This window comes from Leifsonia poae, assembly GCF_050632865.1.
GTDB classification, from domain to species: domain Bacteria; phylum Actinomycetota; class Actinomycetes; order Actinomycetales; family Microbacteriaceae; genus Leifsonia; species Leifsonia poae_B.
Genome location: NZ_JBODSA010000003.1, coordinates 994109 through 1015361, shown reverse-complemented (window position 1 = coordinate 1015361; position 21253 = coordinate 994109). Strand labels below are relative to the sequence as shown.

Here is a 21253-nt window from a genome sequence, read left to right as displayed (position 1 = left end):
TCAGACCTCCGTCCAGTCGAGGATGACCTTGCCGCCGCCGGCCGAGGCCGCCGCGGCGAACCCCTTCTCCCAGTCGCGCGCCGCGAACCGGTCGGACACGATCGACGCGATGGCGTCGTGCAGCTCGGTCGACGTCTGCAGCATCGCCCCCATCGCGTTCCACGTCTCGAACATCTCGCGGCCGTAGATGCCCTTGAGCGTCAGCATGTGCGTGACGACGATCCCCCAGTCGACCGCGATCGGCTTCGCCGGAAGGCCGAGCATCGCGATCCGGCCGCCGTGGTTCATGTTCTCGATCATCGAGGGCAGCGCGGTGGGCGCGCCGCTCATCTCGAAGCCGACATCGAAGCCCTCGCGCATCCCGAGCGCCTTCTGCGCCTCGTGGATGTCGTGCTTCGAGACGTCCACGGTGAAGTCGGCGCCCATCCCCCTCGCCAGTTCGAGCCGCTGCGCGCTGACGTCGGTGCCGACGATGAAGCGCGCGCCGACGTGACGAGCGACGGCGATCGCCATCAGACCGATGGGTCCGCATCCGGTGACCAGCACGTCCTCGCCGACGACCGGGAAGGCGAGCGCGGTGTGGACGGCGTTGCCGAGCGGGTCGAACAGCGCGCCGACCTCGGGCTCGATGGCGCTGTGGTGCACCCAGACGTTGGTCGCGGGCAGCACAAGCTGCTCCGCGAAGGCTCCGTCGCGCTGCACGCCGACACCCTGGGTGCGGATGCACATCTGACGGCGTCCTGCACGGCAGTTGCGGCAGGTGCCGCAGACGATGTGGCCCTCGCCGGATACCTTGTCGCCGACGGCGACGTCGCGGACCAGCGGGCCGACCTCGACGACCTCGCCGAAGAACTCGTGGCCGGGGATGAGCGGGGCCTTCACGGCCGACGCCGCCCAGTCGTCCCAGCGCTGGATGTGCAGGTCGGTGCCGCAGATGCCGGTGCGCAGGACGCGGATCCGGACATCCTCGGGGCCCATCTCGGGCTCGGGTACGTCGACCAGTTCGAGACCGGGGGCGGCCTCGTTCTTGAACAGGGCTCTCATCGTCGCTTCCTCGTGGGAGTCGGTGTGCTTCATCGCGCGGCCGCCGCGTCTTATGGACGGGGTGCGGCCGAGGAAGAGCCTACCGCCGCGCGCGACCGACGGCGCCGGAAGCGGTCACCAGGTCTTGTGCGCCGAGGTCGGGGTGCAGGTGTAGATGGCGCTCCCCACATGGTGCACGCCGTTGCCGAGCCGGGAGCAGGTCACGAAGAGGTCGGCCATCGCCGGGATGAGCACCGCCAGGATCGCCGCGCTGAACAGGATGCCGACGATCGAGATGATCAGTCCCGCCAGCGCGAACCCGTTCCGCTGGCCGGCCCGCCTGGACTGCACGAGCGCGATGATGCACAGGATCAGGCCGGCGATGTCCAGCGGGAAGACGAACGACAGCGCGAAGCCGACGATCCCGAGCACGCGGCCGGGCCGCGCCGCCGGAGGGGCCGGCGTGTAGCCCGGATGGTAGGGGTATGGGGTAGCCACGCGCTCAGCATAGGGAGGTGACACCGTCACCGGCGGGAGGCGGCGCGGCTAGAGTGCTCGCATGAAGCGCGCGCTGATCGTGATCGACCTGCAGAACGAGTACGTCACCGGCAACCTGAAGATCTGCTTCCCGGAGCTGATGACGTCCATCCCGAACATCGAGGTGGCGTGGGATGCCGCCGACGATCACGGCGTGCCGGTCGTCGTGGTCCAGCACCTGGAGGATGAAGGCGCGCCGGTGTTCGCCCGCGGGTCGGAAGGCGCTGCGCTGCACGCCTCGATCGCCGATCGGACGCCCGCGCACCTCGTCACCAAGGGCAGCGTCTCGGCCTTCCCGGGCACCGACCTCGAGCAGTGGCTGCGGGCGAACGACGTGGAGACCGTCACCATCGCCGGCTACATGACGCAGCACTGCTGCGCGGGCACGGCGCGGGATGCGGCCGAGCTGGGCTTCACGGTCGAGTTCCTGTCGGACGCGACCGGGACGCTCGACCTCGTCAACGAGGCCGGCGCGATCTCGGCGGACGCGCTCCACCGTTCGGTGCTGGTGACGATGCAGTCCGAGTTCGCGGCGGTCGCGACCACCGAGGAGTGGACGCTCGCGGTCGAGGCCGGGGACACGCTGCCGGTGTCGAACCTCTGGGACAGCACCGGTCACTCCCGCCTGCCGGAGAAGCACGCCGAGCTGCACAAGCTGATGCGGGAGGTGCGCGCCGGGATCGACCGCGACATCGCGGCCGAAGAGGCGCACAACCTCCAGAACACCCTCTACGTGGGCCAGGGCGTCTCGTCCCTCTGACGGCCCCGTGAAGTGCAGGTAGTTGCGGTCGACACGCCGTGGCGGTGCGCAACTACCTGCACTTCACGAGAGGGGTCAGCGGTCGAGGGGGCGCCAGACGACGAGGGAGGTGCTGCGGCGCGTGCGGGTGCCGGCGCGCAGCGGCACGACCTCGCCCTCGGAGCCGGCGGCGAAGACGCGGCGGCCGGGGCGGTTGAGGAGTTCGTCCGCCAGGGCGGTCTCGAGCTCGCGGACGCGGCCGCGCAGCTCGCCGACCTGGTCCTCCAGCTCGATGATTCGGCGGATGCCCTCCAGGCTGACGCCCTCGGAGCCGAGGCGGGCGATCTCCTGCAGCTTGGCGATGTCGCGCATCGAGTAGCGGCGCGACTTGCCGGCGGTCCGGCTGGGGCTGACGAGTCCGAGCCGGTCGTACTGGCGGAGCGTCTGCGGGTGCATGCCCGCGAGCTCCGCCGCGATCGAGATCACGAAGACCTGGCTGTTCTCGTCCATCGTCAGCTCCGGGCCTTGGCCAGGATGTCGTCGCGCGGGTTCTCCTGGGGAAGAGACGCCGCGAACTCCTCCAGCTTCTCCTTCGCCTCACCGGACAGGTGCGACGGGACCGCGATCTGGACGACGGCGAGCAGGTCGCCGGTGCCCTTGCTGGTCTCGACGCCGCGGCCCTTCACGCGCAGAACGCGGCCGCTCGGTGTGCCGGGGGCGACGCGCAGCTTCACCGGCTCCCCGCCGAGGGTGGGGACCTCGATAGTCGCGCCGAGCGCGGCCTCAGCGAAGGTGACCGGGACGGTGACGCGCAGGTTGAGCCCGTCGCGCTCGAAGACCGGGTGCTTGCGCACGGTCACGGTGAGGACGATGTCCCCCGCCTCGCCGCCGTCAGGCGACGGCTGACCCTTGCCGCGCAGCTTGATCTTCTGGCCGTCGGCGACGCCCGCGGGGATCTTGACCTTGATCGGCTTGCCGTCGGACGCCTGCAGCGTGATCGTCTCGCCACGCGTCGCGGTCACGAAGTCGATGGTGGTGTGGGCGGTGACGTCGCGGCCCCGGGTCGGGCCGCCGTAGCCCTGGAACCCGCCGCTCGTCTGGCCGAACCGGCCGTTGCCGAACAGGCCGCCGAAGACGTCGTCGAACCCGCCGCCACCCTGCTGGAACGTGTAGCGCTGGTTGCCGCCCTGGCCGAACATCCCGCCGAAGACGTCGTCGAAGCCGCCGCCTGCGCCGCCGCCGCCGGGCGCGGTGAACCGGGCACCCGATCCCATCGCGCGGATCTGGTCGTACTCCTTGCGCTCCTCGGGATCGCTGAGCACCGAGTAGGCCTCGCTGATCTCCTTGAACTTGGCCTCCGCGGCCGCGTCGCCGGGGTTGGAGTCGGGGTGGTACTTGCGGGCGAGCTTGCGGTACGTCTTCTTGAGGTCCGCTTCGCTGACGTCCTTGGAGACGCCGAGCACCTTGTAGAAGTCCTTGTCGAACCAGTCCTGGCTAGCCACGGGCGCCTCCTCTCAGTGTCTGTGGTCGGTGGATGAAGTCTGCCGCACCACCGGAGCGGCGGGACACGATGTCCCGCCGCTCCGTCGTGCGTGTGTGCCGGGTCAGGCCGGCACCGAGACGACGACCTTGGCCACCCGGACGGTGGTGGAGCCCAGCCGGTAGCCGGTCTCCACGACCTCGGCGACGGTGTCCGCCGTCACGCCCGGGGTGGGCTGCTGGAAGATCGCCTCGTGGATCTGCGGGTCGAAGGGGTCGCCCTTCTCGCCGTACGGGGTGAGGCCCAGACGCTCGACCGCGGTGCGGAGCTTCGCGGCGATGGTCGAGAACGCGCTGCCCTCGCCCAGGTCGCCGTGCTTCTCGGCGCGCTCGAGGTCGTCGAGCACCGGGATGAGGCCCTTGACGGCATCCCCCACCGCTCGCTCGCGCTCGATCTCGCGGTTCGCCTCGGTGCGCTTCCGATAGTTCGCGTACTCCGCGGTGACCCGCTGGAGATCGGCGAGACGTTCGGCCGCGACCTGCTCGGCGGTGGTCTGACCGGAGAGGATGTCGAGGTCGTCATCGCTCAGGATGCTCTCCTCGCCCTCCCCCTCGGCCGGTCCGACGTCGACGAGCTCTTCATGAGAGAGGTCGTTCTCGCCGGCGTCGGCCTGCTCACCCTCGGGCTGCCGGACCTTCCCGGTCTCGGGGTCGATCCTCCGCTTGTCACGGATGATCGGATCCTCGCGTTCCGGCTCCTGCGAGCCGCCGTTCTGGTCCGACATGGTTACTTCTTCTCCTCGTCGTCGACGACCTCGGCGTCGATGACGTCCTCGTCGTCGGAGGACGACTCGCCCTGCGGCGCCTCACCGGCGTCGCCCGCGGGAGCCTCGGAAGCCTGCGCCGACGAGTAGATCGCCTCGCCCAGCTTGCCCTGGCTCGCGTTGAGCTTGTCGAACGCGGTCTTGACCGCGTCGTCGTCGTCGCCCGCGAGAGCCGTCTTCACACCGTCGACGTCGCCCTGGACCTCGTTCTTGACGTCCTCGGGGAGCTTGTCCTCGTTGTCCTTGATCAGCTTCTCGATCGAGTAGACCAGCTGCTCGGCCTGGTTGCGGGTCTCGGCGGACTCGCGGCGCTTCTTGTCCTCCGCCGCGTGCTCCTCGGCCTCGCGCACCATGCGGTCGATGTCGTCCTTCGGCAGGCTGGACCCGCCGGTGATCGTCATCGACTGCTCCTTGCCGGTGCCCTTGTCCTTCGCGGACACGTGCACGATGCCGTTGGCGTCGATGTCGAAGGTGACCTCGATCTGCGGGATGCCGCGGGGGCCGGGGCGATGCCCGTCAGCTCGAAGGTGCCGAGCGGCTTGTTGTCGCGGGTGAACTCGCGCTCGCCCTGGAAGACCTGGATCGCGACGGACGGCTGGTTGTCGTCGGCCGTGGTGAAGGTCTCGCTGCGCTTGGTGGGGATGGCCGTGTTGCGCTCGATGAGCTTGGTCATGATCCCGCCCTTGGTCTCGATGCCGAGGGACAGCGGGGTGACGTCGATGAGGAGGACGTCCTTGCGCTCGCCCTTCAGGACACCGGCCTGCAGCGCGGCGCCGACGGCGACGACCTCGTCCGGGTTCACGCCCTTGTTGGGCTCCTTGCCGCCGGTCTCCTGCTTCACGAGCTCCGAGACGGCCGGCATGCGGGTGGAACCACCCACGAGCACGACGTGCGCGATGTCGGACACCTTGATGCCGGCCTCGCGGATGACGTCCTGGAACGGCTTCTTGGTGCGGTCGAGGAGGTCGCTGGTCATCTGCTCGAACTGGGCGCGGGTCAGCGTCTCGTCGAGGTTGGCCGGGCCGTTCTCGGTCAGCGAGAGGTAGGGAAGCTGGATGCTGGTCGACATGCTCGACGACAGCTCCTTCTTGGCCTGCTCCGCCGCCTCCTTCAGACGCTGGAGGGCGATCTTGTCCTTCGAGACGTCGACGCCGGTCGAGTCCTTGAAGCGCTTGATCAGCCACTCGACGATGCGCTGGTCCCAGTCGTCGCCGCCGAGGCGGTTGTCACCGGCGGTCGCGCGGACCTGGATGGTCGAGAAGTCGTCGTCCTTGCCCACCTCGAGGAGGGAGACGTCGAAGGTTCCGCCACCGAGGTCGAAGACGAGGATGAGCTCGTCCTCCTTGCCCTTGTCGAGGCCGTACGCGAGTGCGGCGGCGGTGGGCTCGTTGATGATGCGGAGCACGTTGAGGCCCGCGATCTCGCCGGCCTCCTTGGTGGCCTGGCGCTCGGCGTCGTTGAAGTACGCCGGGACGGTAATGACCGCGTCGGTGACGGTGTCGCCGAGGTACTGCTCGGCGTCGCGCTTCAGCTTCTGCAGGATGCGCGCTGAGATCTCCTGGGCGGTGTACTTCTTGCCGTCGATCTCGGTGGTCCAGGTGGTGCCCATGTGGCGCTTCACCGACGAGATGGTGCGGTCGACGTTGGTGACCGCCTGGCGCTTCGCGGTTTCGCCGACGAGGACCTCGCCGTCCTTGGTGAACGCGACCACGGACGGGGTGGTGCGGAAGCCCTCCGCGTTCGCGATGACCGTGGGCTCGCCGCCCTCGAGGACCGCGACGACGGAGTTGGTCGTTCCGAGGTCGATACCTACTGCACGTGACATGTGTGCTTCTCTCCTTTGTTGCTGGCTTATGGCCGTGAAAGTCTGGGGTCAAGACTTGAGCCTCGACGACTCAAGACTGTCATCCGGCGTGGATGGTGTCAAGAGGGTCGGACGCAAACTTGAGCACACATGACTCAACTTTGAGGGGATGCTCGGTATTCCCTACGGCAGCCGAAAAGCGAAGGACGCGTCCGGCGGAAACAGGTACTCGTCGTCGCAGCGGAATCCGCGCAACCAGGACTGCCCGTCGACGACGCGCAGGTAGAAGCCGGCCGGAAAGGACGGGTCGTCAACGAGCCGTGGAGCCGCCACTTTGATCGACCCGGCCGGTGACCTTCCAGCCGAAAGCTCGATGTCGGGCGCATTCCGCTGGGACGTCATGGCGAGCCGCAGATACGGTCCCGTGTCGGCAGGACACAGGGTCAGCCCCTGCTCGATGGCCGTCGTGTGAACCTCTGGCAGGACGGCACCAGTGGTGAAGCCGAGCTCCCCGACCGTGCGCACGACGATGTCCACGTCCTCGCCCTCCCGAAGGTCGAAGACCGGATGGCCGAGAAGTGTCTCCGCGTACTCGTTGAGCGCGACACCATGGTCGAGCAGTGCAGCCCTCAATTCCACGCGGGACGCTCCACCGACTCGCAGCCGCGTCACGTCCTGTTCCATCCGGCCAGGCTATGGGACGCGATCAGCCCGCCAGCGTCCCCTCCGCCGCCGCGTTCGGCGCAGGGTCGGGGAGGCGGCGCATCCGGAACGCATTGCCGACGCCGATCAGTCCCGCCAGCACCGGGACGAGCAGCGCCACCTGCAGCGAGATCGGCCGAGACTCGTTGTTGATCCGGACGACCTCCGCGCGGATCTCCGGCGGCTCGGTGGCGAGCAGTTCGTTCAGTTTGGTGTTCGACATGACCTCGGCGTCCGTCTCCAGCACCTGCGAGATCTGCGCCTTATCGTCCGGCGGCAGCACGGTGCTCGCGTCCGTCTTCGTCTGGAAGGTGAGAGCGAGCGTCGCGAGCATGATCGCGCCGGCGAAGGCCAACCCGAACGACAGGCCGAACGACCCGGCGGCGGAGTTCACGCCGGCGGCCTCGCTGACCCGCTCGTCCGAGATCGGCGACAGCGTGTAGTTGTTCAGCTGCGACACGAGCAGGCCGAGGCCCGAGCCCGCGATGATCAGCGGGATGGTGAGGTACCAGCCCGAGGTGGCGATCGGCACGAGCGGGATGATGATGGCGACGCCGATCACGGTCAGCGAGAATCCCCAGAGGATGAGGTTCGCCGGGCGCTGCTTCAGGCGCCGGCCCGCGATCAGCGCGACCGCGAACATGCTGAGCGACAGGGGCGCGATCGAGAGCCCGGAGAAGAGGGCGTTGTACTCGAGCACCATCTGCAGGTAGATCGGCAGCGCGATCATCGTGCCGCCCAGCGCGATCTGCTGCAGCAGCTGACCGGAGACCCCGGACTGGAACAGCTTCGACCGGAACAGGCCCGGGTCGAGCAGCGTCGGCTTCCCGCGCCGCGAGCGCGAGCGCAGCCAGATGATCAGCGACCCCAGGCCGGCGACGCCGACGAGGATGATGAGCAGCACCCGCTCCCCGCCCTCCTGCCAGACCAGGATGCCGGTCACGATGCCGCCCATTCCGATCACGGACAGGAGCGCGCCGACGAGGTCGATCGACCGGTCGCCGGTGTACTTCACGTCCTTCACGAGCCCGATGCCGGACAGCACCACCGCGATGATGACGGCCTCCAGCAGGAAGCCGACCCGCCAGGAGAGGAAGGTCGTGATGAAGCCGCCGAGCAGCGGGCCGACGGCCGCCGCGATCGCCGCCGACGCACCGACCAGGGCGTAGACGCGCTTCTGCTGCGCTCCCTCGAAGTTCCCGTGGATCAGCGACTGCATCGCCGGCAGCAGCAGTGAGGCGCCGATCCCGCCGATGACCGCCCAGAAGATGATGATGGCGGTCAGGTTCTGCGCCAGCGTCATCGCGATCGCGCCGACGGCGTAGCCGAGCAGCCCCAGCACATAGGCCAGCTTGCGGCCGATCAAGTCGCCGGTCTTACCGCCGATCAGGATGAACGCGGCCGACACCAGCGCCTCCAGCGCGATCGCGCTCTGGACGCCGCTGACGGTGGTGTGCAGGTCGTGCACCACAGCCGAGATGGACACGTTCATCAGCGACGTGTCGACGACGAGCACGAACATCGCCATCGCCAGCAGAATCGCCAGGCGACCGTTGAACTTCACGGGCGTGGTCGGCGCCGTCGAAGCATCGGCCATCGCATCCACCTCCCGTCGGGCGTCCCCGTAAGGGGTAGGCAAGCACATCCGCGGGCGGTTGGGACCCCCGGATTCACACCGGCTGCACAAGCGCCGTCGATAGCGTCGGGAACATGGATCCCGACCCGCACGCCGCCCCGCTGTTGTCGTCGCGCGCCATCGAGGCGCTGCAGAACATCGACCCCGCGACGCTGAGCGAGGTGCAGGCGTTCCGGGACGACTTCGCGCGGTTCATCATGCCGTACAAGTTCGGCATCGACGAGATCTCGACCAAGGTGAGCATCCTGCGCGAGGAGTTCGCCGAGCTGCATGACTACAACCCGATCGAGCACATCTCGAGCCGTCTGAAGTCGCCCGAGAGCATCGAGCAGAAGGTCATCCGCAAGAACTGCGAACCCAGCTTCGAGGTCATCCGCCAGGAGATCACCGACATCGCGGGCATCCGGATCGTGTGCAGCTTCGTCTCCGACGTCTACCGCGTCTTCGACCTGCTGACCGCACAGGAGGATGTGCGCACACTGCGGGTGAAGGACTACATCGCGCACCCGAAGCCCAACGGCTACAAGAGCCTGCACGTCATCGTCGAGGTGCCCGTCTTCCTCAGCGAGGGTCCGGTGCTGGTGCCGGTCGAGATCCAGCTGCGGACGGTCGCCATGGACTTCTGGGCCAGCCTCGAGCACAAGATCTACTACAAGTACGACGGCGAGGTGCCGGAGGAGCTGCTGCGCGACCTCACCGCGGCGGCGACCACCGCGAGCCAGCTCGACGTGACGATGGAGGGCCTGCACCGGCAGGTGCGCGGCGACGACCGCGGGACGGTGTACAGCCTCCCCGTGTCGATCTAGCCCCACGCATCGCCGAGGTGCGCAGCGCGGCGTCCGCGTCGTTCACCCACCGTTGGCGCGGCGGCCCTACAGTGTCCCCATGGCCACCGATTCCCCCGGTCGCGCGGCGGGCGACGACGCCCTGGTGACGACCGCGAGCCCCCTCTTCGCCGACAGCGACACCGAACGTCGCATCCCCACCCGCTGGGTGGTGTCGTGGGCCCTCTGGGACTGGGGAGGCGCGGCCTTCAACGCGGTCATCACCACGTTCGTCTTCACCGTCTACCTGACCAGTAGCCTGTTCGTCGACCCCGCCATCGTCTCCGCGAAGAACGCCGAGACCGGCACCTCCGGACCCGCGCACTCCGCCTACGACGCGGCGGTTGCGGTGCTGTCGAGCGGGCTGGCGTGGGGCGTCGGCATCGCGGGGATCGTCGTCGCCCTGCTCGCTCCCGTGCTGGGCCAGCGGACCGACGGCTCCGGGCGACGCAAACTGTGGCTGGGCGTCAACACCGGCGTGGTCGTCGTGGTGACGGCACTGATGTTCTTCGTCGTGGGCGAGCCCGCGTACTTCCTGTTCGGCGTCGCGCTCGTGGCGATCGGGACCGTGTTCTACGAGATCGCGACCGTCAACTACAACGCGATGCTGGTGCAGGTGTCGACGCCGAAGACGGTGGGACGCGTCAGCGGCTTCGGCTGGGGCGCCGGGTACCTGGGCGGGATCGTGCTGCTGCTCATCGTGTACTTCGGGATCGTGAGCGGCGACGGCGGCCTCCTGCACGTGCCGACCGAGGCCGGCCTCAACATCCGCTTCGTCGCGCTGATCGCCGCGCTCTGGACGCTGGTGTTCTCGCTGCCCGTGCTGTTCGTCGTGCCGGAGATCCCGCCGAACGCGCGGACGCCGCGCGTCGGTTTCTTCGCGTCCTACGGGGTGCTCGTGCGCGACATCGGCCGGCTGTGGAAGGAGAGCCGAAACACGGTCCTCTTCCTCATCGCGTCTGCGCTGTTCCGGGATGGGCTGGTCGGCGTGTTCACGTTCGGCGGCATCCTGGCGCAGGGGACGTTCGGCTTCACCGGCGGCCAGGTGATCATCTTCGCGATCGCCGCCAACGTCGTCGCGGGCGTCTCGACGCTGCTGTCCGGGCGGCTCGACGACCGCTTCGGACCGAAGGCCGTGATCGTCACGTCCCTCGTGGGGCTGATCGTCGCGGGACTGGCGGTGTTCTTCACGCACGACCTGGGCGCTGGCGCGTTCTGGGTCGGGGGCCTGGTGCTGTGCCTGTTCGTCGGGCCGGCGCAGTCGGCGAGCCGCACGTTCCTCGCGCGCGTCACGCCCGCCGGGCGCGAGGGGAGGTGTTCGGTCTGTACGCGACCACGGGACGCGCGGTGTCCTTCCTCGCGCCGACGCTGTTCGCGCTCTTCGTGGCGGTCGGAGGCGCGCAGTACTGGGGCATCCTGGCCATCGTGCTGGTGCTGGCCATCGGCCTCGCGCTGCTGCTCCCCGTGCGCTCGCCGCGCCGCGCAACCGTCTAGTTGACGCAACACGCCGTGCGGCGGGCGTGCATTGCGGCGTGTTGCGTCAAGTAGAGGGGTCGTCGGGTGTGGCGTCCGGTGACTGGTCGGGGGCGGGGCGCGGCCAGGCGCGGACGAAGCGGTCGAAGAGCTCGGCGAAGGTGCGCGCCTCCTCCGGGGTGAAGGTGGCGAGGGCGGTCTCGACGGCGGAGCGGCGGTGGCTGCGCAGCTCCTCGAGCAGCGCGCGGCCGGCGGTCGTCAGCTGGATGAGCGCGCGTCGAGCGTCGGACGGGTCCGGGATGCGCCGCACCAGGCCGCGCTCCACCCCTCCTGCACGAGGCGGCTGGCGCGGGGCTGATCCACCCCGATCGCGGCGGCGACGCCGCTGACGGAGAGGCTGCGGCCGTCGGCGTCGGCGGACTCCAGCGCCTCGAGCATGCGGACGCGCGCGATGCGCCCGAGCGACCCGTCGCGGCTACGCCGACCGGGCCCGGGACGCGCGGAGTCGCCGAACGGCATGCCGCCGGCCTGACCGCCCTCGCCGCCCGGGCCGCCCGGACCCCACGGGGCGCCGAACGGCCCGCCCCAGTGCCCGCCGTGGTGACCGTGGGAGTGGCCGTGCGGCATCCCCTCGCCCCACGGCGGCCGTCGCCGGGACTGGTCGCGCCGCACCGCGAGCAGCGCGTGCTCGATCATCGCGACGATGTCCGCTTCTGGCGGAATCCCCGATCCGTCTTGACGTCCCGCGCTCATGCATGTAACTATACATTTACTTGTAACAGTACATGCAAACGAGAGGAGAGCCCCGATGGCGAACATCGACGACTCCACACAGACGCCGCCCGGATACTGGTTCCGCGTGATCGAAGGCCGGCTGCACCAGCGGATGCGCGACGCGCTGGCCGACCAGGGACTGCGCCGCGGAAGCTGGCGCATCCTGCACACCCTGGCCGACGGACCGGCCACCGCCGACGAGCTGGCCGCGCGCCTGCCCCACGGCGACGAGCAGCGCGGACACGGCGGGCACGGACAGGGCCGCCGCGACGGCTACACCCGCGGCCGCGGCTACGGCTTCCGCTACGGATGGCGCAGCCAGGAGCCGCGCGACGAGCGCGTCCCCGGCGCGGACCGTCCGGGACGCCCGGAGAACGCGCACGACGCGGGACCCGAGCAGCGGCCCGAGCACCACCACGACGAGCACCACCACGGCGACCACGGCTTCGAGCGCGCGTTCGAGCGCGGCTACGCCCGCGGCTTCGACCGCGGTGTCGGCTTCGCCGCGGCCCGCTTCGGCCACGCCGTCGGCCCCTTCCCGGGCGGCCACGGCTACGGCGCCTTTCCCGGCGGACACGGCTACGGCCCCTTCCCCGGCGCACAGGGCTACGGCCCCTTCCCTGGCGGGCACGGCTACGCCCCATGGGGCGCCGACGCCGGCCGCGCGGGACGCCCTTTCGCCGGCCACCGTCACGGCGGCCCCGACCGGGGCATGCGTCGCGCACACCGCATCCAGCGCACCCTCGCCGACTTCGTCGAGCGCGGCTGGGTCTGGTTCGACGGCGACCGGGCCACCCTGACCGGTGAGGGACGTGCCGCGCACGACCGCGCGTTCGAGCGGGTCCAGGAGGTGCGCGCGCAGCTCGCCGACGGGATCTCCGAGAGCGACTACGCCACCGCGATGACCACCCTCGAGACGATGGCGCGCAACCTCGGCTGGCGTCCGTCCGGTGAGAAGGCCGGCGAGAAGCCCGGTGAAGGCGACGGCCCCCAGGGCGACGCGCCCGACCCCGCCTAGGATGGACGCATGACGCCACCCCGCGAAGAGGTCGTGCTGCTCGCCGAGGACGGCACGCCGATCGGCACGGCGGACAAGGCGACGGTGCACACGACGGACACGCCGCTGCACCTCGCCTTCTCCTGCCACCTCTTCGACGGAGAGGGCCGCATCCTGGTCACGCGCCGCGCCCTCGGCAAGGCGACGTGGCCCGGGGTGTGGACCAACTCCTTCTGCGGCCACCCCGGTCCGGGCGAGGCGTTCGAGGACGCCGTACGCCGGCGTGCTGCCGACGAGCTGGGCGCCGAGATCGACAACCTCACACCGGTCCTGCCCGACTTCCGGTACCGCGCCGTCGATGCGGCCGGCATCGTCGAGTACGAGGTCTGCCCGGTGTACACGGCGACCGTCGTCGGCGAACTCGACCCGTCGCCCGACGAGGTGGCCGAGTGGACGTGGGCCGACCCGCGGACGCTGCTCACCGCGGTGGAAGCGACGCCGTGGGCATTCAGCCCCTGGCTGACCCTTCAGCTGCCCGCGCTGTACGCCGACGACAGCCTCGAAGCTTCAGGTCAGCTGTGAGCGCTGCTCATATTTTCCACCTGTGTAATTGACTGTGGATAACTCTTCCGCGCGTATGCCCTGAGGCGAATGCAGCGCGGCGATCGCGGCCCGCCGACCTTCGGCGATCAGCTTCGGGATGTCGCGCATCGTCCACTGCGCCATCCGCTCCATCTCGGGCTGGATCAGCACCACCGACGGGTCGGCGGCGAGCTCCGCCGTTCGGGTCAGCGTGCGCATCATCCGCACGTTCTCCCACCGGGCGTGCAGCCGGACGACGATCACCCGTTCCGCGCCGAGTGCACGCGCAGCCGCCACGGGGACGTTGTCGACCATCCCGCCGTCCATCAGCAGCGCGCCGTCACGCCTCACCGGAGGCAGCAGGCCGGGAACGGCGATGGTCGACCGCAGTGCGGTGCTGAGCGGACCACGGTCGAGGATGACGCCGCGCCGCGTGCGGAGGTCGGTCGCGAAGGCGCCGAACCGCCGTGGGAACGACTCGATCAGCGGGTCCTCACCGAAGACGCGGTGCACAGCGGCCGTCACCGCGTGCGTGTCGAGCAGACCCCAGCGCGGACGCAACGACCAGGCGGCGATCGCGTTCCAGCGGAACGCGCGGACCGCGCGGTCGATGTCGTCGTGCCCGAAGCCGGCGGCGTAGGCCGCAGCGACCAGCGCACCGGAACTCGTGCCCGTCACGATCCCCGGGCGCAGCCCGCGCTCCTCGAGCACCTGCAGCACTCCGACGTGCGCGGCGCCGAACGCCCCGCCGCCACCGAGGGCCAGGCCCAGCGTCATGTCGTCCGTCACTCGGGCCTCCCTGATATCCGATGAGAAGATATCAGTGCGACCTGTCAATGCGCCCAGACCCGATCCACGGAGAGCGTCGGGACGAACGCGTGCTGCGGATCGCGAGGGTCCGGCCAGTCGGGGAAGTCGAAGACCGCCAGCATGAGCTGCAGCGGATACCGTGGCGGCGCGTCCAGCATCCGCACCACCCGGCCGTCGACGCGGAACGTCGCCTCCTCGCCGTCCCAGCTCGCCTCGTACGCGTGCGGCTCGGTGACGTCGATCGGCACTGACAGTCGCTCGAAGTCCTCGGCGAGCGCCGGATCCCGGAAGCGGTGGAAACCCATCCCCACGTCGGCAGAACCGTCGCGCACGTCCCGGCCGAACACCTCCATGACGCACAGCTCCCCGCTGCGCTCGGGCTCGTCCTCGAAGCCGACCAGCCAGAGCGACGCCATCGACCGCGGACTGAGGTAGAGGGAGGCGCGCATCCCGACCGTCCCGTGGTCGATCAGGCAGCCGCGGAACTCCTCCTGCGCCTCGCGCACCCGAAGGTCGTCGCGGTACGGCTGCTGCCCGACGGTCGACCCGACCGGACCCGAGAAGTTGCCGGTCTGCAGCCCCGAGACCCGCAGCGGCGGCCGGTGGTCGTCGCCGCACCAGAGCCCCTGCTCGGGCGGGATGCTCAGCTCCAGGTGCGAGTCGTGGATCAGGTACGTCGCGCGCGTCTCGGCGAGCGAACTCCAGGCGGGCAGGTAGTGCGGCTGCCACACCGACCGGTCGAGCGCCGGTTCGTCGAAGTCGTCGAACACGCCGGCTCTCACCTCATCCGGTGCGGGTGGCGTCGATGTGCTGCTCGAGCCACCAGGTGCGGCCCTCGTCGTCGGAGACCCAGCCGTCCCACTCGAACGAGTCGTCGGTGATGTTGGAGAAGTTCCAGCGGATCGGCCGGCCGTCGGTCTGGGTACCGTCCTGCCGGATCCCGTCGCGCCGGTGCGGGGTGGCGACGAGGGTGCAGAAGTCGCCGCTGGCCGCGCCGAACCAGCTCACGCGCCACGCGCCGAGGGTGGAGTCGTACACGCGGATCGTGGTGCCGCGTCCCTTCACGCCCTCGGGGTCGGCGTCATCGCGGATGACGAGCACATCCTGCACGGCGCGTCCGCCGAGCGTGTACGCGAAGATCCAGTGATTGACCGACTCGGTCCACACCTGGGTCTTCTCGTCGAACAGGCGCACGTCGGCGCTCCAGCTGCCGACCAGGCGGCCGAACAGCTGCATCCGCTGCGGGTTCTGCTCCATCGGGCCCGAGCTGATCAGGGCCCGTGCGAACGCCGCGTCGGTGGTCTCGCTCATGGTCCCTGCTCTCTGCTCAGGCGGTCAGGATGTGGTCAGGACGAGCGTCCCGCCTCGGTGGTGGAGACGTCGGTGCGGTGGAAGTTGAGGTACGAACGCGACGCCGTCGGGCCGCGCTGGCCCTGGTAGCGCGACGAGTACTCGGCCGAGCCGTACGGCTTCTCGGCCGCGGACGAGAGGCGGAAGAAGCACATCTGGCCGATCTTCATGCCCGGCCACAGCTTGATCGGGAGCGTCGCGACGTTGCTCAGCTCCAGGGTGACGTGGCCCGAGAAGCCGGGATCGATGAAGCCGGCGGTGGAGTGGGTGAGCAGCCCCAGCCGGCCGAGCGAGCTCTTGCCCTCGAGCCGCGCGGCGACGTCGTCGGGCAGGCTCACGAGCTCGAACGTGGACCCGAGCACGAACTCGCCGGGGTGCAGGATGAACGGCTGGTCTGCATCCACCTCGACGAACCGCGTCAGCTCGGGCTGGTCTTCAGCCGGGTCGATGAACGGGTACTTGTGGTTGTCGAACAGCCGGAAGAAGCGGTCGAGGCGCACGTCGACGCTCGACGGCTGGACCATCTCGGGCTCGAACGGCTCCAGGGCGATGCGCCCCGAGCCCAGCTCGGCCTTGATGTCGCGATCGGAGAGAAGCACGAGGCCAGCCTATCGGGGCGGGTTGCCCGCTGCAGCCGTTCGCCTCCAGTAGCCTCCCGTTCGTGGATCTGCGCCGCTTCCTGACCGTCGTCGCCCTGCCGTTCCGCCGCGCGCTGACGTCCCGGCGCGGCCGGTGGTGGCTGTTCGGTGTCGTCACCGTGGCCGGCTGGCTGGCGTTGGCGGGGTGGATGGCGTTGTCCGACGACCCGGGTGACGACGCGGCGCTGTGGACCATGCTGCTGATCTGCGGCGTCGTCGGCCTCGGGCAGGGGCTGGCCCTCCTGCCGCTCGGCACCGACACCCGGACGCGAAAGCGCGGCAAGAACAAGGAGGCGGACGGGACGTGGCTGCTGCGGTGGTGGCAGGTGCTGCTGCTGGCCGTGGCCCACATCCTCATCGTCACTGTGCTGGCACTCACGCTCGTGAAGCCGATGGGTTACGACGACATCCGGCTCGGCGTCATCTTCACGGTGCTGCTCCTCGGGACGATCGGGTGGCTGCTGGCACCGCTCGTCCTGTTCGTGGGGATCGTCGTGGTGGCGCTGGTCGTTGGCCTGATCGTCGTCGGCGTCGCGCGGATCGTCGTGTCGGCACGCGCACCCCGGACGGCGGCGCTGTCCCGCGCGCGCGGTGTCGCGTCCGGAATCGCGATGGTCGGCGGCGGTGTCGCGGTCGGTGCGCTGATCGCGGCGATCCCGTTCGTGTCGAGCGGACACGGCGGGAAGGGCGCGGCCGTGGCTGCGGCAGTCGTGCTGCTGCTCCAGGCGATCGGTGTGCTGCCGTCGCCGGACGCGTGGTGGTACCTGCTCCTGCGGGTCGGCTACCTCGTGGGCATCCTCGCGGTCGTGCAGTACGTGACGTTCCGGTTCTGGGGTCCGCGCATCTGGGCGGACGAGCCGGTGACCGCCGACTCTGCGTCCTGATTCAGGAGGCGGTCGGGCGCCAGGGCTCGGCGGCGTGCGACATCCACACCTCACGCGGTTCGAGCGAGCGGATCAGCCGCTGGCCCTCCGTCTGCGGGTCGTCGAGCTCTGCGCCCCAGACGGCGGAGTCGCCGGCGATGACGACCAGCCCCTCGTCGGTGTCGACGGCCACGATCTGCGAGCCGCGGGTGTGGCCGGGCGCGGGAAGCAGCCGGATGCCGGGCGCCAGAGTGACCTCGCCGTCCGCGGGCACGTACTGCAACTCGACGCCCTCCGGGTCGACCCACTCGCGGATCGTGTAGTCCTCCGCGTGCCGGCCGTCCTCCAGCTCGATCCGTTGCACGTGGATCGGCTTGCCGGCGAACAGGTGGTTGCCGCCCGCGTGGTCGAAGTGGAGGTGCGTGTTGACGACCGTGTCGACGCTCGCGGGGTCGACGCCCCATTCGCTCACCGGCTTCAGTCGCGGGTCCATGTCCTCCACCATCGGGTGCAGGTCGGTCAGTCCGGTGTCCACGAGGATACGGCCACCGGGATGGTCGATGACGTGGATGTAGACGGGCAGGTCGACGCCGGCGAGATCGCCGATGTGGACGGGCGTGACGGTGATGCTCATGGCGTCCTCTCGTGCAGCGGGCGTACGGTCAGCGTCTGCTCCGCCCGGCCCACGGCGCCCTGCTCGTCGAGCAGCGCCGTGCTCGTGAGCCCCTGTCCGGCCGGTCCGAAGACGACCGTCGTGTCGAGGCCGACCCACGGCCCGGCGGGGCGGCGGAACAGGTGGATGGTCAGGTCGAGGTTGGGGAACATCCACTCCTGGGGCGGCCGGCGCACCGCGACGCCGTTGGCCGTGTCCACCAGGGCGATGTAGGCCGCGTCGGGGCTCGCCGGCTCGCCGGCCACCAGCTCCCGCTCGGTCCGCAGCCAGGCGGTCGCGCGCCCCGGAAGCGGCGGCTCCTCGGCCCGCATCTCGAGCGAGGCGACGTAGCCGCCCGGCCAGGTCTCCGTCATGGCCCAGCGATGGTCGGGACCCGGTACCGTCGGAGCGCCCTCGGCCCCGCCGGCCACCTCACTGGTGTCGCCGGTCATCGTGTACCAGGCGCGGGCGAGCACGGTCCGCCGGCCGCGGATGGTCACCGTCGCCTCGATCAACTCGATGGTCCGGCCTGGCCGGATCGTCTCGACGTGCACGTCGCAGACGTCCGCATCCAGGAAGCCGAGGATGTCGAAGCTGATCCGCGAGAGCACCAGGTCGGTGGGCTCGTCGCGAGCCGCGCGGTACCGGTCGATCGCGTGCACGATCAGGCCGCCGAGCGGGCTGAAGTGGATCTCGGACTCCTTCCACGCGCCGCCGGCGTCGGCCGTCGGACGGTAACGGTGGTCGTCGATCCGCTCGAAGTAGGAGGACATCAGCCTCACCCTACTTGTTGCCCGCCGGGTCCATCCGTGCGAGATCGATGTTCAGCTGGAGGACGTTCACCGTCGGCTCGCCGAGGTAGCCGAGGTCGCGCTGCTGGACATGCCGGTCGACCAGCTGCCGCACCACGTCCGGGCGGATCCCGCGGGCCTTGGCTACGGCATCCACTTGGAGCAGCGCGTACGCGGGCGAGATGTGCGGGTCGAGTCCGGAGCCGGACGCGGTCAGCGCGTCGGCGGGGATGCTGCTGCCGCTGACGCCGTCGGTCTTCTCGATCAGCGCCTTCCGCTCCTTCACCGCCTTCAGGAGGTCGGGGTTGTTCGGGCCGAGGTTGCTGCCGCTGGACGCGCCGCCGTCGTAGCCGTCGCCGGCCGCTGACGGCCGCGACTGGAACCACTGCGGCAGCGGGTTGCCCTTCTTGTCGGTGAAGGACTGGCCGACCAGGGCCGATCCGACGACCTTCCCGTCCGAGTGGACGAGCGATCCGTTGGACTGGTTCGGGAAGGCCAGCTGCCCGACCCCGGTGACCACCAGCGGGTAGCCGATTCCGAGCACGACGGTGAGGATGAGCAGGGCCCGCAGGCCGACCCAGTACTGGCGGCCCGTTCCCCGTGTCGAGGCGTTCATGATGTGTTCCGTTCCTTGTCTCAGAATCCGGGGATCAGGCTGACCAGAAGGTCGATCAGCTTGATGCCGATGAAGGGAGCGATGATGCCGCCCAGGCCGTAGATCAGCAGGTTGCTGCGCAGCAGGGCCGAGGCCGAGGTGGCCCGGTAGCGGACGCCGCGCAGGGCGAGCGGGATCAGAATGACGATGATGATCGCGTTGAAGATCACCGCCGAGAGGATCGCCGACGACGGCGAGTGCAGCTGCATGATGTTCAGCGCCTGCAGGCCCGGGAAGACGCCCACGAACATCGCCGGGATGATCGCGAAGTACTTCGCGACGTCGTTCGCGATCGAGAACGTGGTCAGGGCGCCGCGGGTGATGAGCAGCTGCTTTCCGATGCGGACGATGTCGATCAGCTTGGTCGGGTCGGAGTCGAGGTCGACCATGTTGCCGGCCTCCTTCGCCGCCGACGTGCCGGTGTTCATCGCCACGCCGACGTCCGCCTGCGCGAGCGCGGGGGCGTCGTTGGTGCCGTCGCCGGTCATCGCGACGAGGTTGCCGCCCTCCTGCTCCTTCCGGATCAGCGCGAGCTTGTCCTCCGGCGTCGCCTCGGCGAGGAAGTCGTCCACACCCGCCTCGGCCGCGATGGCCTTCGCGGTGACCGGGTTGTCGCCGGTGATCATGACCGTGCGGATGCCCATCCGGCGCATGTCGGCGAACCGCTCGGTGAGGCCGGTCTTGACGATGTCCTTCAGGTAGATGACGCCGAGGATGGTCGCCTCACCGCTCGCGCTCTTCGAGGCGACGGCCAGCGGCGTCCCGCCCTGCTCGGCGATGTGCTGCACCTTCTCGTCGAGGTCGCTGAGGACCGACGACGGGATGCGCGTGCTCTCCTCCACCCAGGCGACCACCATGGACGCGGCGCCCTTGCGGACCTGCGACCCGTCGGCGAAGTCCACGCCGCTCATCCGGGTCTGCGCGGTGAACGGCACCACCTCGCCGTCGACGTCGCCCTCGTGGACGAAGCCGAGCTGCGCGGCGAGCGCCACCACCGACGAGCCCTCGGGGGTCGGGTCGCTGAGGGACGCGAGCGCCGCGGCCTCCCTGAGCTTCGCCTGGTCGACGCCCTCGACCACCGTGAACTCCGCCGCCTGGCGGTTGCCGTAGGTGATGGTGCCCGTCTTATCCAGCAGCAGCGTGGTCACGTCGCCCGCAGCCTCGACCGCACGGCCCGACATGGCCAGGACGTTGTGCTGCACCAGCCGGTCCATGCCGGCGATGCCGATGGCGGAGAGCAGCGCGCCGATCGTGGTCGGGATGAGGCACACCAGCAAGGCGACGAGCACGGTGACGCTCGGGGCCGCGTTGGCGAACCCGGCCGTCGGGCCGAGCACGAGCACCACGACGACGAAGACGATGGTCAGCGCCGCCAGGAGGATGTTGAGCGCGATCTCGTTCGGCGTCTTCTGGCGCGCGGCGCCCTCCACCAGGGAGATCATCCGGTCGACGAACGTCTCGCCGGGCTTGCTCGTGATCCGCACCACGATGCGGTCGGAGAGCACGCGCGTGCCACCCGTGACCGCGCTGCGGTCGCCGCCGGACTCGCGGACGACCGGGGCCGACTCGCCGGTGATGGCCGACTCGTCCACCGAGGCGATGCCCCAGACGATGTCTCCGTCGCCGGGGATGAGCTCGCCCGCCGAGACGACGACCACGTCGCCGAGCCGCAGTTCGGCTGACGGAACCGGAGTGGTGACGGAGCCGGTGGCCGACGGGTCGCCCTTCTCGTCGTACCCGGTGACCCGGTTGGCGACGGTCGTGGTCCGTGTCTTCCGCAGGCTCGCCGCCTGCGCCTTGCCGCGTCCCTCGGCCACGGACTCGGCCAGGGTCGCGAACAGCACCGTGAGCCAGAGCCAGACGTCGATCGCCCAGGTGAAGGCGATCGTCGTCGTGCTGCCGCCGGAGGTCTGCGGACCGAGGAACGGCTCCGCGATCGCCAGCACCGTGGTCAGCGCGGCGCCGACCTCGACGATGAACATGACGGGGTTGTGCCACATGTCCCGCGGGTCGAGCTTGCGGAAGGCACCGGGCAGGCCCGCGACGAGCTGGCGTCCGTTGAAGGCGCCCTGCGGCGCGCGATCGGTGGTGGTGGACATG

General features: G+C 69.9%; 22 protein-coding genes and 2 pseudogenes. 6 read left to right on the top strand and 18 right to left on the bottom strand.

The window, feature by feature from the left end; translation table 11 throughout:
• Window positions 1–1044 carry an L-threonine 3-dehydrogenase gene (tdh, locus tag ACRAWB_RS15335; protein ID WP_431354105.1) on the bottom strand — a complete coding sequence of 348 codons (1044 nt, stop codon included), beginning with the start codon at window positions 1042–1044 and terminating at the stop codon, window positions 1–3.
• Between the two features lie 114 nt (window positions 1045–1158).
• On the bottom strand, window positions 1159–1521 hold the full coding sequence (locus ACRAWB_RS15330; RefSeq protein WP_431354104.1) for a DUF4190 domain-containing protein: 363 nt from the start codon (window positions 1519–1521) through the stop codon (window positions 1159–1161).
• 61 nt (window positions 1522–1582) lie between these two features.
• Here ACRAWB_RS15330 and ACRAWB_RS15325 point away from each other — a divergent pair, with 61 nt between their 5' ends.
• Complete coding sequence (locus tag ACRAWB_RS15325) at window positions 1583–2320, top strand: cysteine hydrolase family protein (RefSeq protein WP_431354103.1); 738 nt, start codon at window positions 1583–1585, stop codon at window positions 2318–2320.
• A 75-nt stretch (window positions 2321–2395) separates the two neighbouring features.
• On the opposite strand, the gene ACRAWB_RS15320 is transcribed toward ACRAWB_RS15325, so the two are convergent.
• The 6 genes and pseudogenes from ACRAWB_RS15320 to ACRAWB_RS15295 all read right to left on the bottom strand — a co-directional run bounded on the left by ACRAWB_RS15320 (window position 2396) and on the right by ACRAWB_RS15295 (window position 8705).
• On the bottom strand, window positions 2396–2809 hold the full coding sequence (locus ACRAWB_RS15320; protein WP_431354102.1) for a heat shock protein transcriptional repressor HspR: 414 nt from the start codon (window positions 2807–2809) through the stop codon (window positions 2396–2398).
• Between the two features lie 2 nt (window positions 2810–2811).
• Complete coding sequence (locus ACRAWB_RS15315; RefSeq protein WP_431354101.1) at window positions 2812–3801, bottom strand: DnaJ C-terminal domain-containing protein; 990 nt, start codon at window positions 3799–3801, stop codon at window positions 2812–2814.
• A 102-nt stretch (window positions 3802–3903) separates the two neighbouring features.
• Window positions 3904–4563 carry a nucleotide exchange factor GrpE gene (locus tag ACRAWB_RS15310; RefSeq protein ID WP_363805947.1) on the bottom strand — a complete coding sequence of 220 codons (660 nt, stop codon included), beginning with the start codon at window positions 4561–4563 and terminating at the stop codon, window positions 3904–3906.
• Between the two features lie 2 nt (window positions 4564–4565).
• A pseudogene (gene dnaK / locus ACRAWB_RS15305) lies at window positions 4566–6427 on the bottom strand (molecular chaperone DnaK).
• Between the two features lie 162 nt (window positions 6428–6589).
• Complete coding sequence (locus tag ACRAWB_RS15300; protein ID WP_431354100.1) at window positions 6590–7090, bottom strand: hypothetical protein; 501 nt, start codon at window positions 7088–7090, stop codon at window positions 6590–6592.
• Between the two features lie 22 nt (window positions 7091–7112).
• A complete protein-coding gene (locus tag ACRAWB_RS15295; RefSeq protein WP_431354099.1) occupies window positions 7113–8705 on the bottom strand; it encodes an MFS transporter in 1593 nt (530 codons plus the stop codon).
• Between the two features lie 113 nt (window positions 8706–8818).
• Between ACRAWB_RS15295 and ACRAWB_RS15290 the strand changes: the two genes are divergently transcribed.
• Together ACRAWB_RS15290 and ACRAWB_RS15285 are read left to right on the top strand one after the other, a co-directional pair.
• Entirely contained in the window at window positions 8819–9550 is a 732-nt protein-coding gene (locus tag ACRAWB_RS15290; protein ID WP_431354098.1) for a GTP pyrophosphokinase, read from the top strand.
• Between the two features lie 79 nt (window positions 9551–9629).
• Window positions 9630–11062: pseudogene (locus ACRAWB_RS15285) on the top strand (MFS transporter).
• 46 nt (window positions 11063–11108) lie between these two features.
• Here ACRAWB_RS15285 and ACRAWB_RS15280 read toward each other — a convergent pair.
• Entirely contained in the window at window positions 11109–11351 is a 243-nt protein-coding gene (locus ACRAWB_RS15280; RefSeq protein WP_431354097.1) for a MarR family winged helix-turn-helix transcriptional regulator, read from the bottom strand.
• On the bottom strand, window positions 11300–11794 hold the full coding sequence (locus ACRAWB_RS15275; protein WP_431354096.1) for a hypothetical protein: 495 nt from the start codon (window positions 11792–11794) through the stop codon (window positions 11300–11302). Before ACRAWB_RS15275 ends, ACRAWB_RS15280 begins: the two co-directional genes overlap by 52 nt.
• A gap of 55 nt (window positions 11795–11849) precedes the next feature.
• Between ACRAWB_RS15275 and ACRAWB_RS15270 the strand changes: the two genes are divergently transcribed.
• Complete coding sequence (locus ACRAWB_RS15270; RefSeq protein WP_431354095.1) at window positions 11850–12833, top strand: hypothetical protein; 984 nt, start codon at window positions 11850–11852, stop codon at window positions 12831–12833.
• Window positions 12834–12842: 9 nt separating this feature from the next.
• Complete coding sequence (gene idi / locus ACRAWB_RS15265; RefSeq protein ID WP_431354094.1) at window positions 12843–13394, top strand: isopentenyl-diphosphate Delta-isomerase; 552 nt, start codon at window positions 12843–12845, stop codon at window positions 13392–13394.
• Here idi and ACRAWB_RS15260 read toward each other — a convergent pair.
• From ACRAWB_RS15260 to dcd, 4 genes are read right to left on the bottom strand one after another with little or no spacing between them, the layout of a single operon-like run.
• On the bottom strand, window positions 13380–14183 hold the full coding sequence (locus tag ACRAWB_RS15260) for a patatin-like phospholipase family protein (protein WP_431354093.1): 804 nt from the start codon (window positions 14181–14183) through the stop codon (window positions 13380–13382). The genes idi and ACRAWB_RS15260 overlap by 15 nt on opposite strands.
• A 44-nt stretch (window positions 14184–14227) precedes the next feature.
• Complete coding sequence (locus tag ACRAWB_RS15255) at window positions 14228–14974, bottom strand: glycoside hydrolase family 16 protein (RefSeq protein WP_431354092.1); 747 nt, start codon at window positions 14972–14974, stop codon at window positions 14228–14230.
• Between the two features lie 13 nt (window positions 14975–14987).
• The gene (locus ACRAWB_RS15250; protein ID WP_431354091.1) at window positions 14988–15515 is read right to left on the bottom strand and encodes a hypothetical protein; all 528 of its coding nucleotides are present in this window, start codon (window positions 15513–15515) and stop codon (window positions 14988–14990) included.
• 35 nt (window positions 15516–15550) lie between these two features.
• Entirely contained in the window at window positions 15551–16153 is a 603-nt protein-coding gene (gene dcd / locus ACRAWB_RS15245) for a dCTP deaminase (protein WP_064110137.1), read from the bottom strand.
• Window positions 16154–16215: 62 nt separating this feature from the next.
• Between dcd and ACRAWB_RS15240 the strand changes: the two genes are divergently transcribed.
• Window positions 16216–17076, top strand: coding sequence for a hypothetical protein (locus ACRAWB_RS15240; protein ID WP_431354090.1), 861 nt, complete (start codon window positions 16216–16218; stop codon window positions 17074–17076).
• Between the two features lies 1 nt (window position 17077).
• Here ACRAWB_RS15240 and ACRAWB_RS15235 read toward each other — a convergent pair whose 3' ends face one another.
• Genes ACRAWB_RS15235 through kdpB form a run of 4 tightly spaced genes read right to left on the bottom strand, consistent with a single transcriptional unit; the run spans window position 17078 to window position 21252 of the window.
• Window positions 17078–17689: an MBL fold metallo-hydrolase gene (locus tag ACRAWB_RS15235; protein ID WP_431354089.1), complete on the bottom strand. Its 612-nt coding sequence runs from the start codon at window positions 17687–17689 to the stop codon at window positions 17078–17080.
• A complete protein-coding gene (locus ACRAWB_RS15230) occupies window positions 17686–18480 on the bottom strand; it encodes a thioesterase family protein (RefSeq protein WP_431354088.1) in 795 nt (264 codons plus the stop codon). The genes ACRAWB_RS15235 and ACRAWB_RS15230 overlap by 4 nt, the downstream gene beginning before the upstream one ends.
• Window positions 18481–18490: 10 nt before the next feature.
• Entirely contained in the window at window positions 18491–19114 is a 624-nt protein-coding gene (gene kdpC, locus ACRAWB_RS15225; RefSeq protein ID WP_431354087.1) for a K(+)-transporting ATPase subunit C, read from the bottom strand.
• Between the two features lie 20 nt (window positions 19115–19134).
• Entirely contained in the window at window positions 19135–21252 is a 2118-nt protein-coding gene (kdpB, locus tag ACRAWB_RS15220) for a potassium-transporting ATPase subunit KdpB (RefSeq protein ID WP_431354086.1), read from the bottom strand.
• Window position 21253 lies beyond the last annotated feature (1 nt).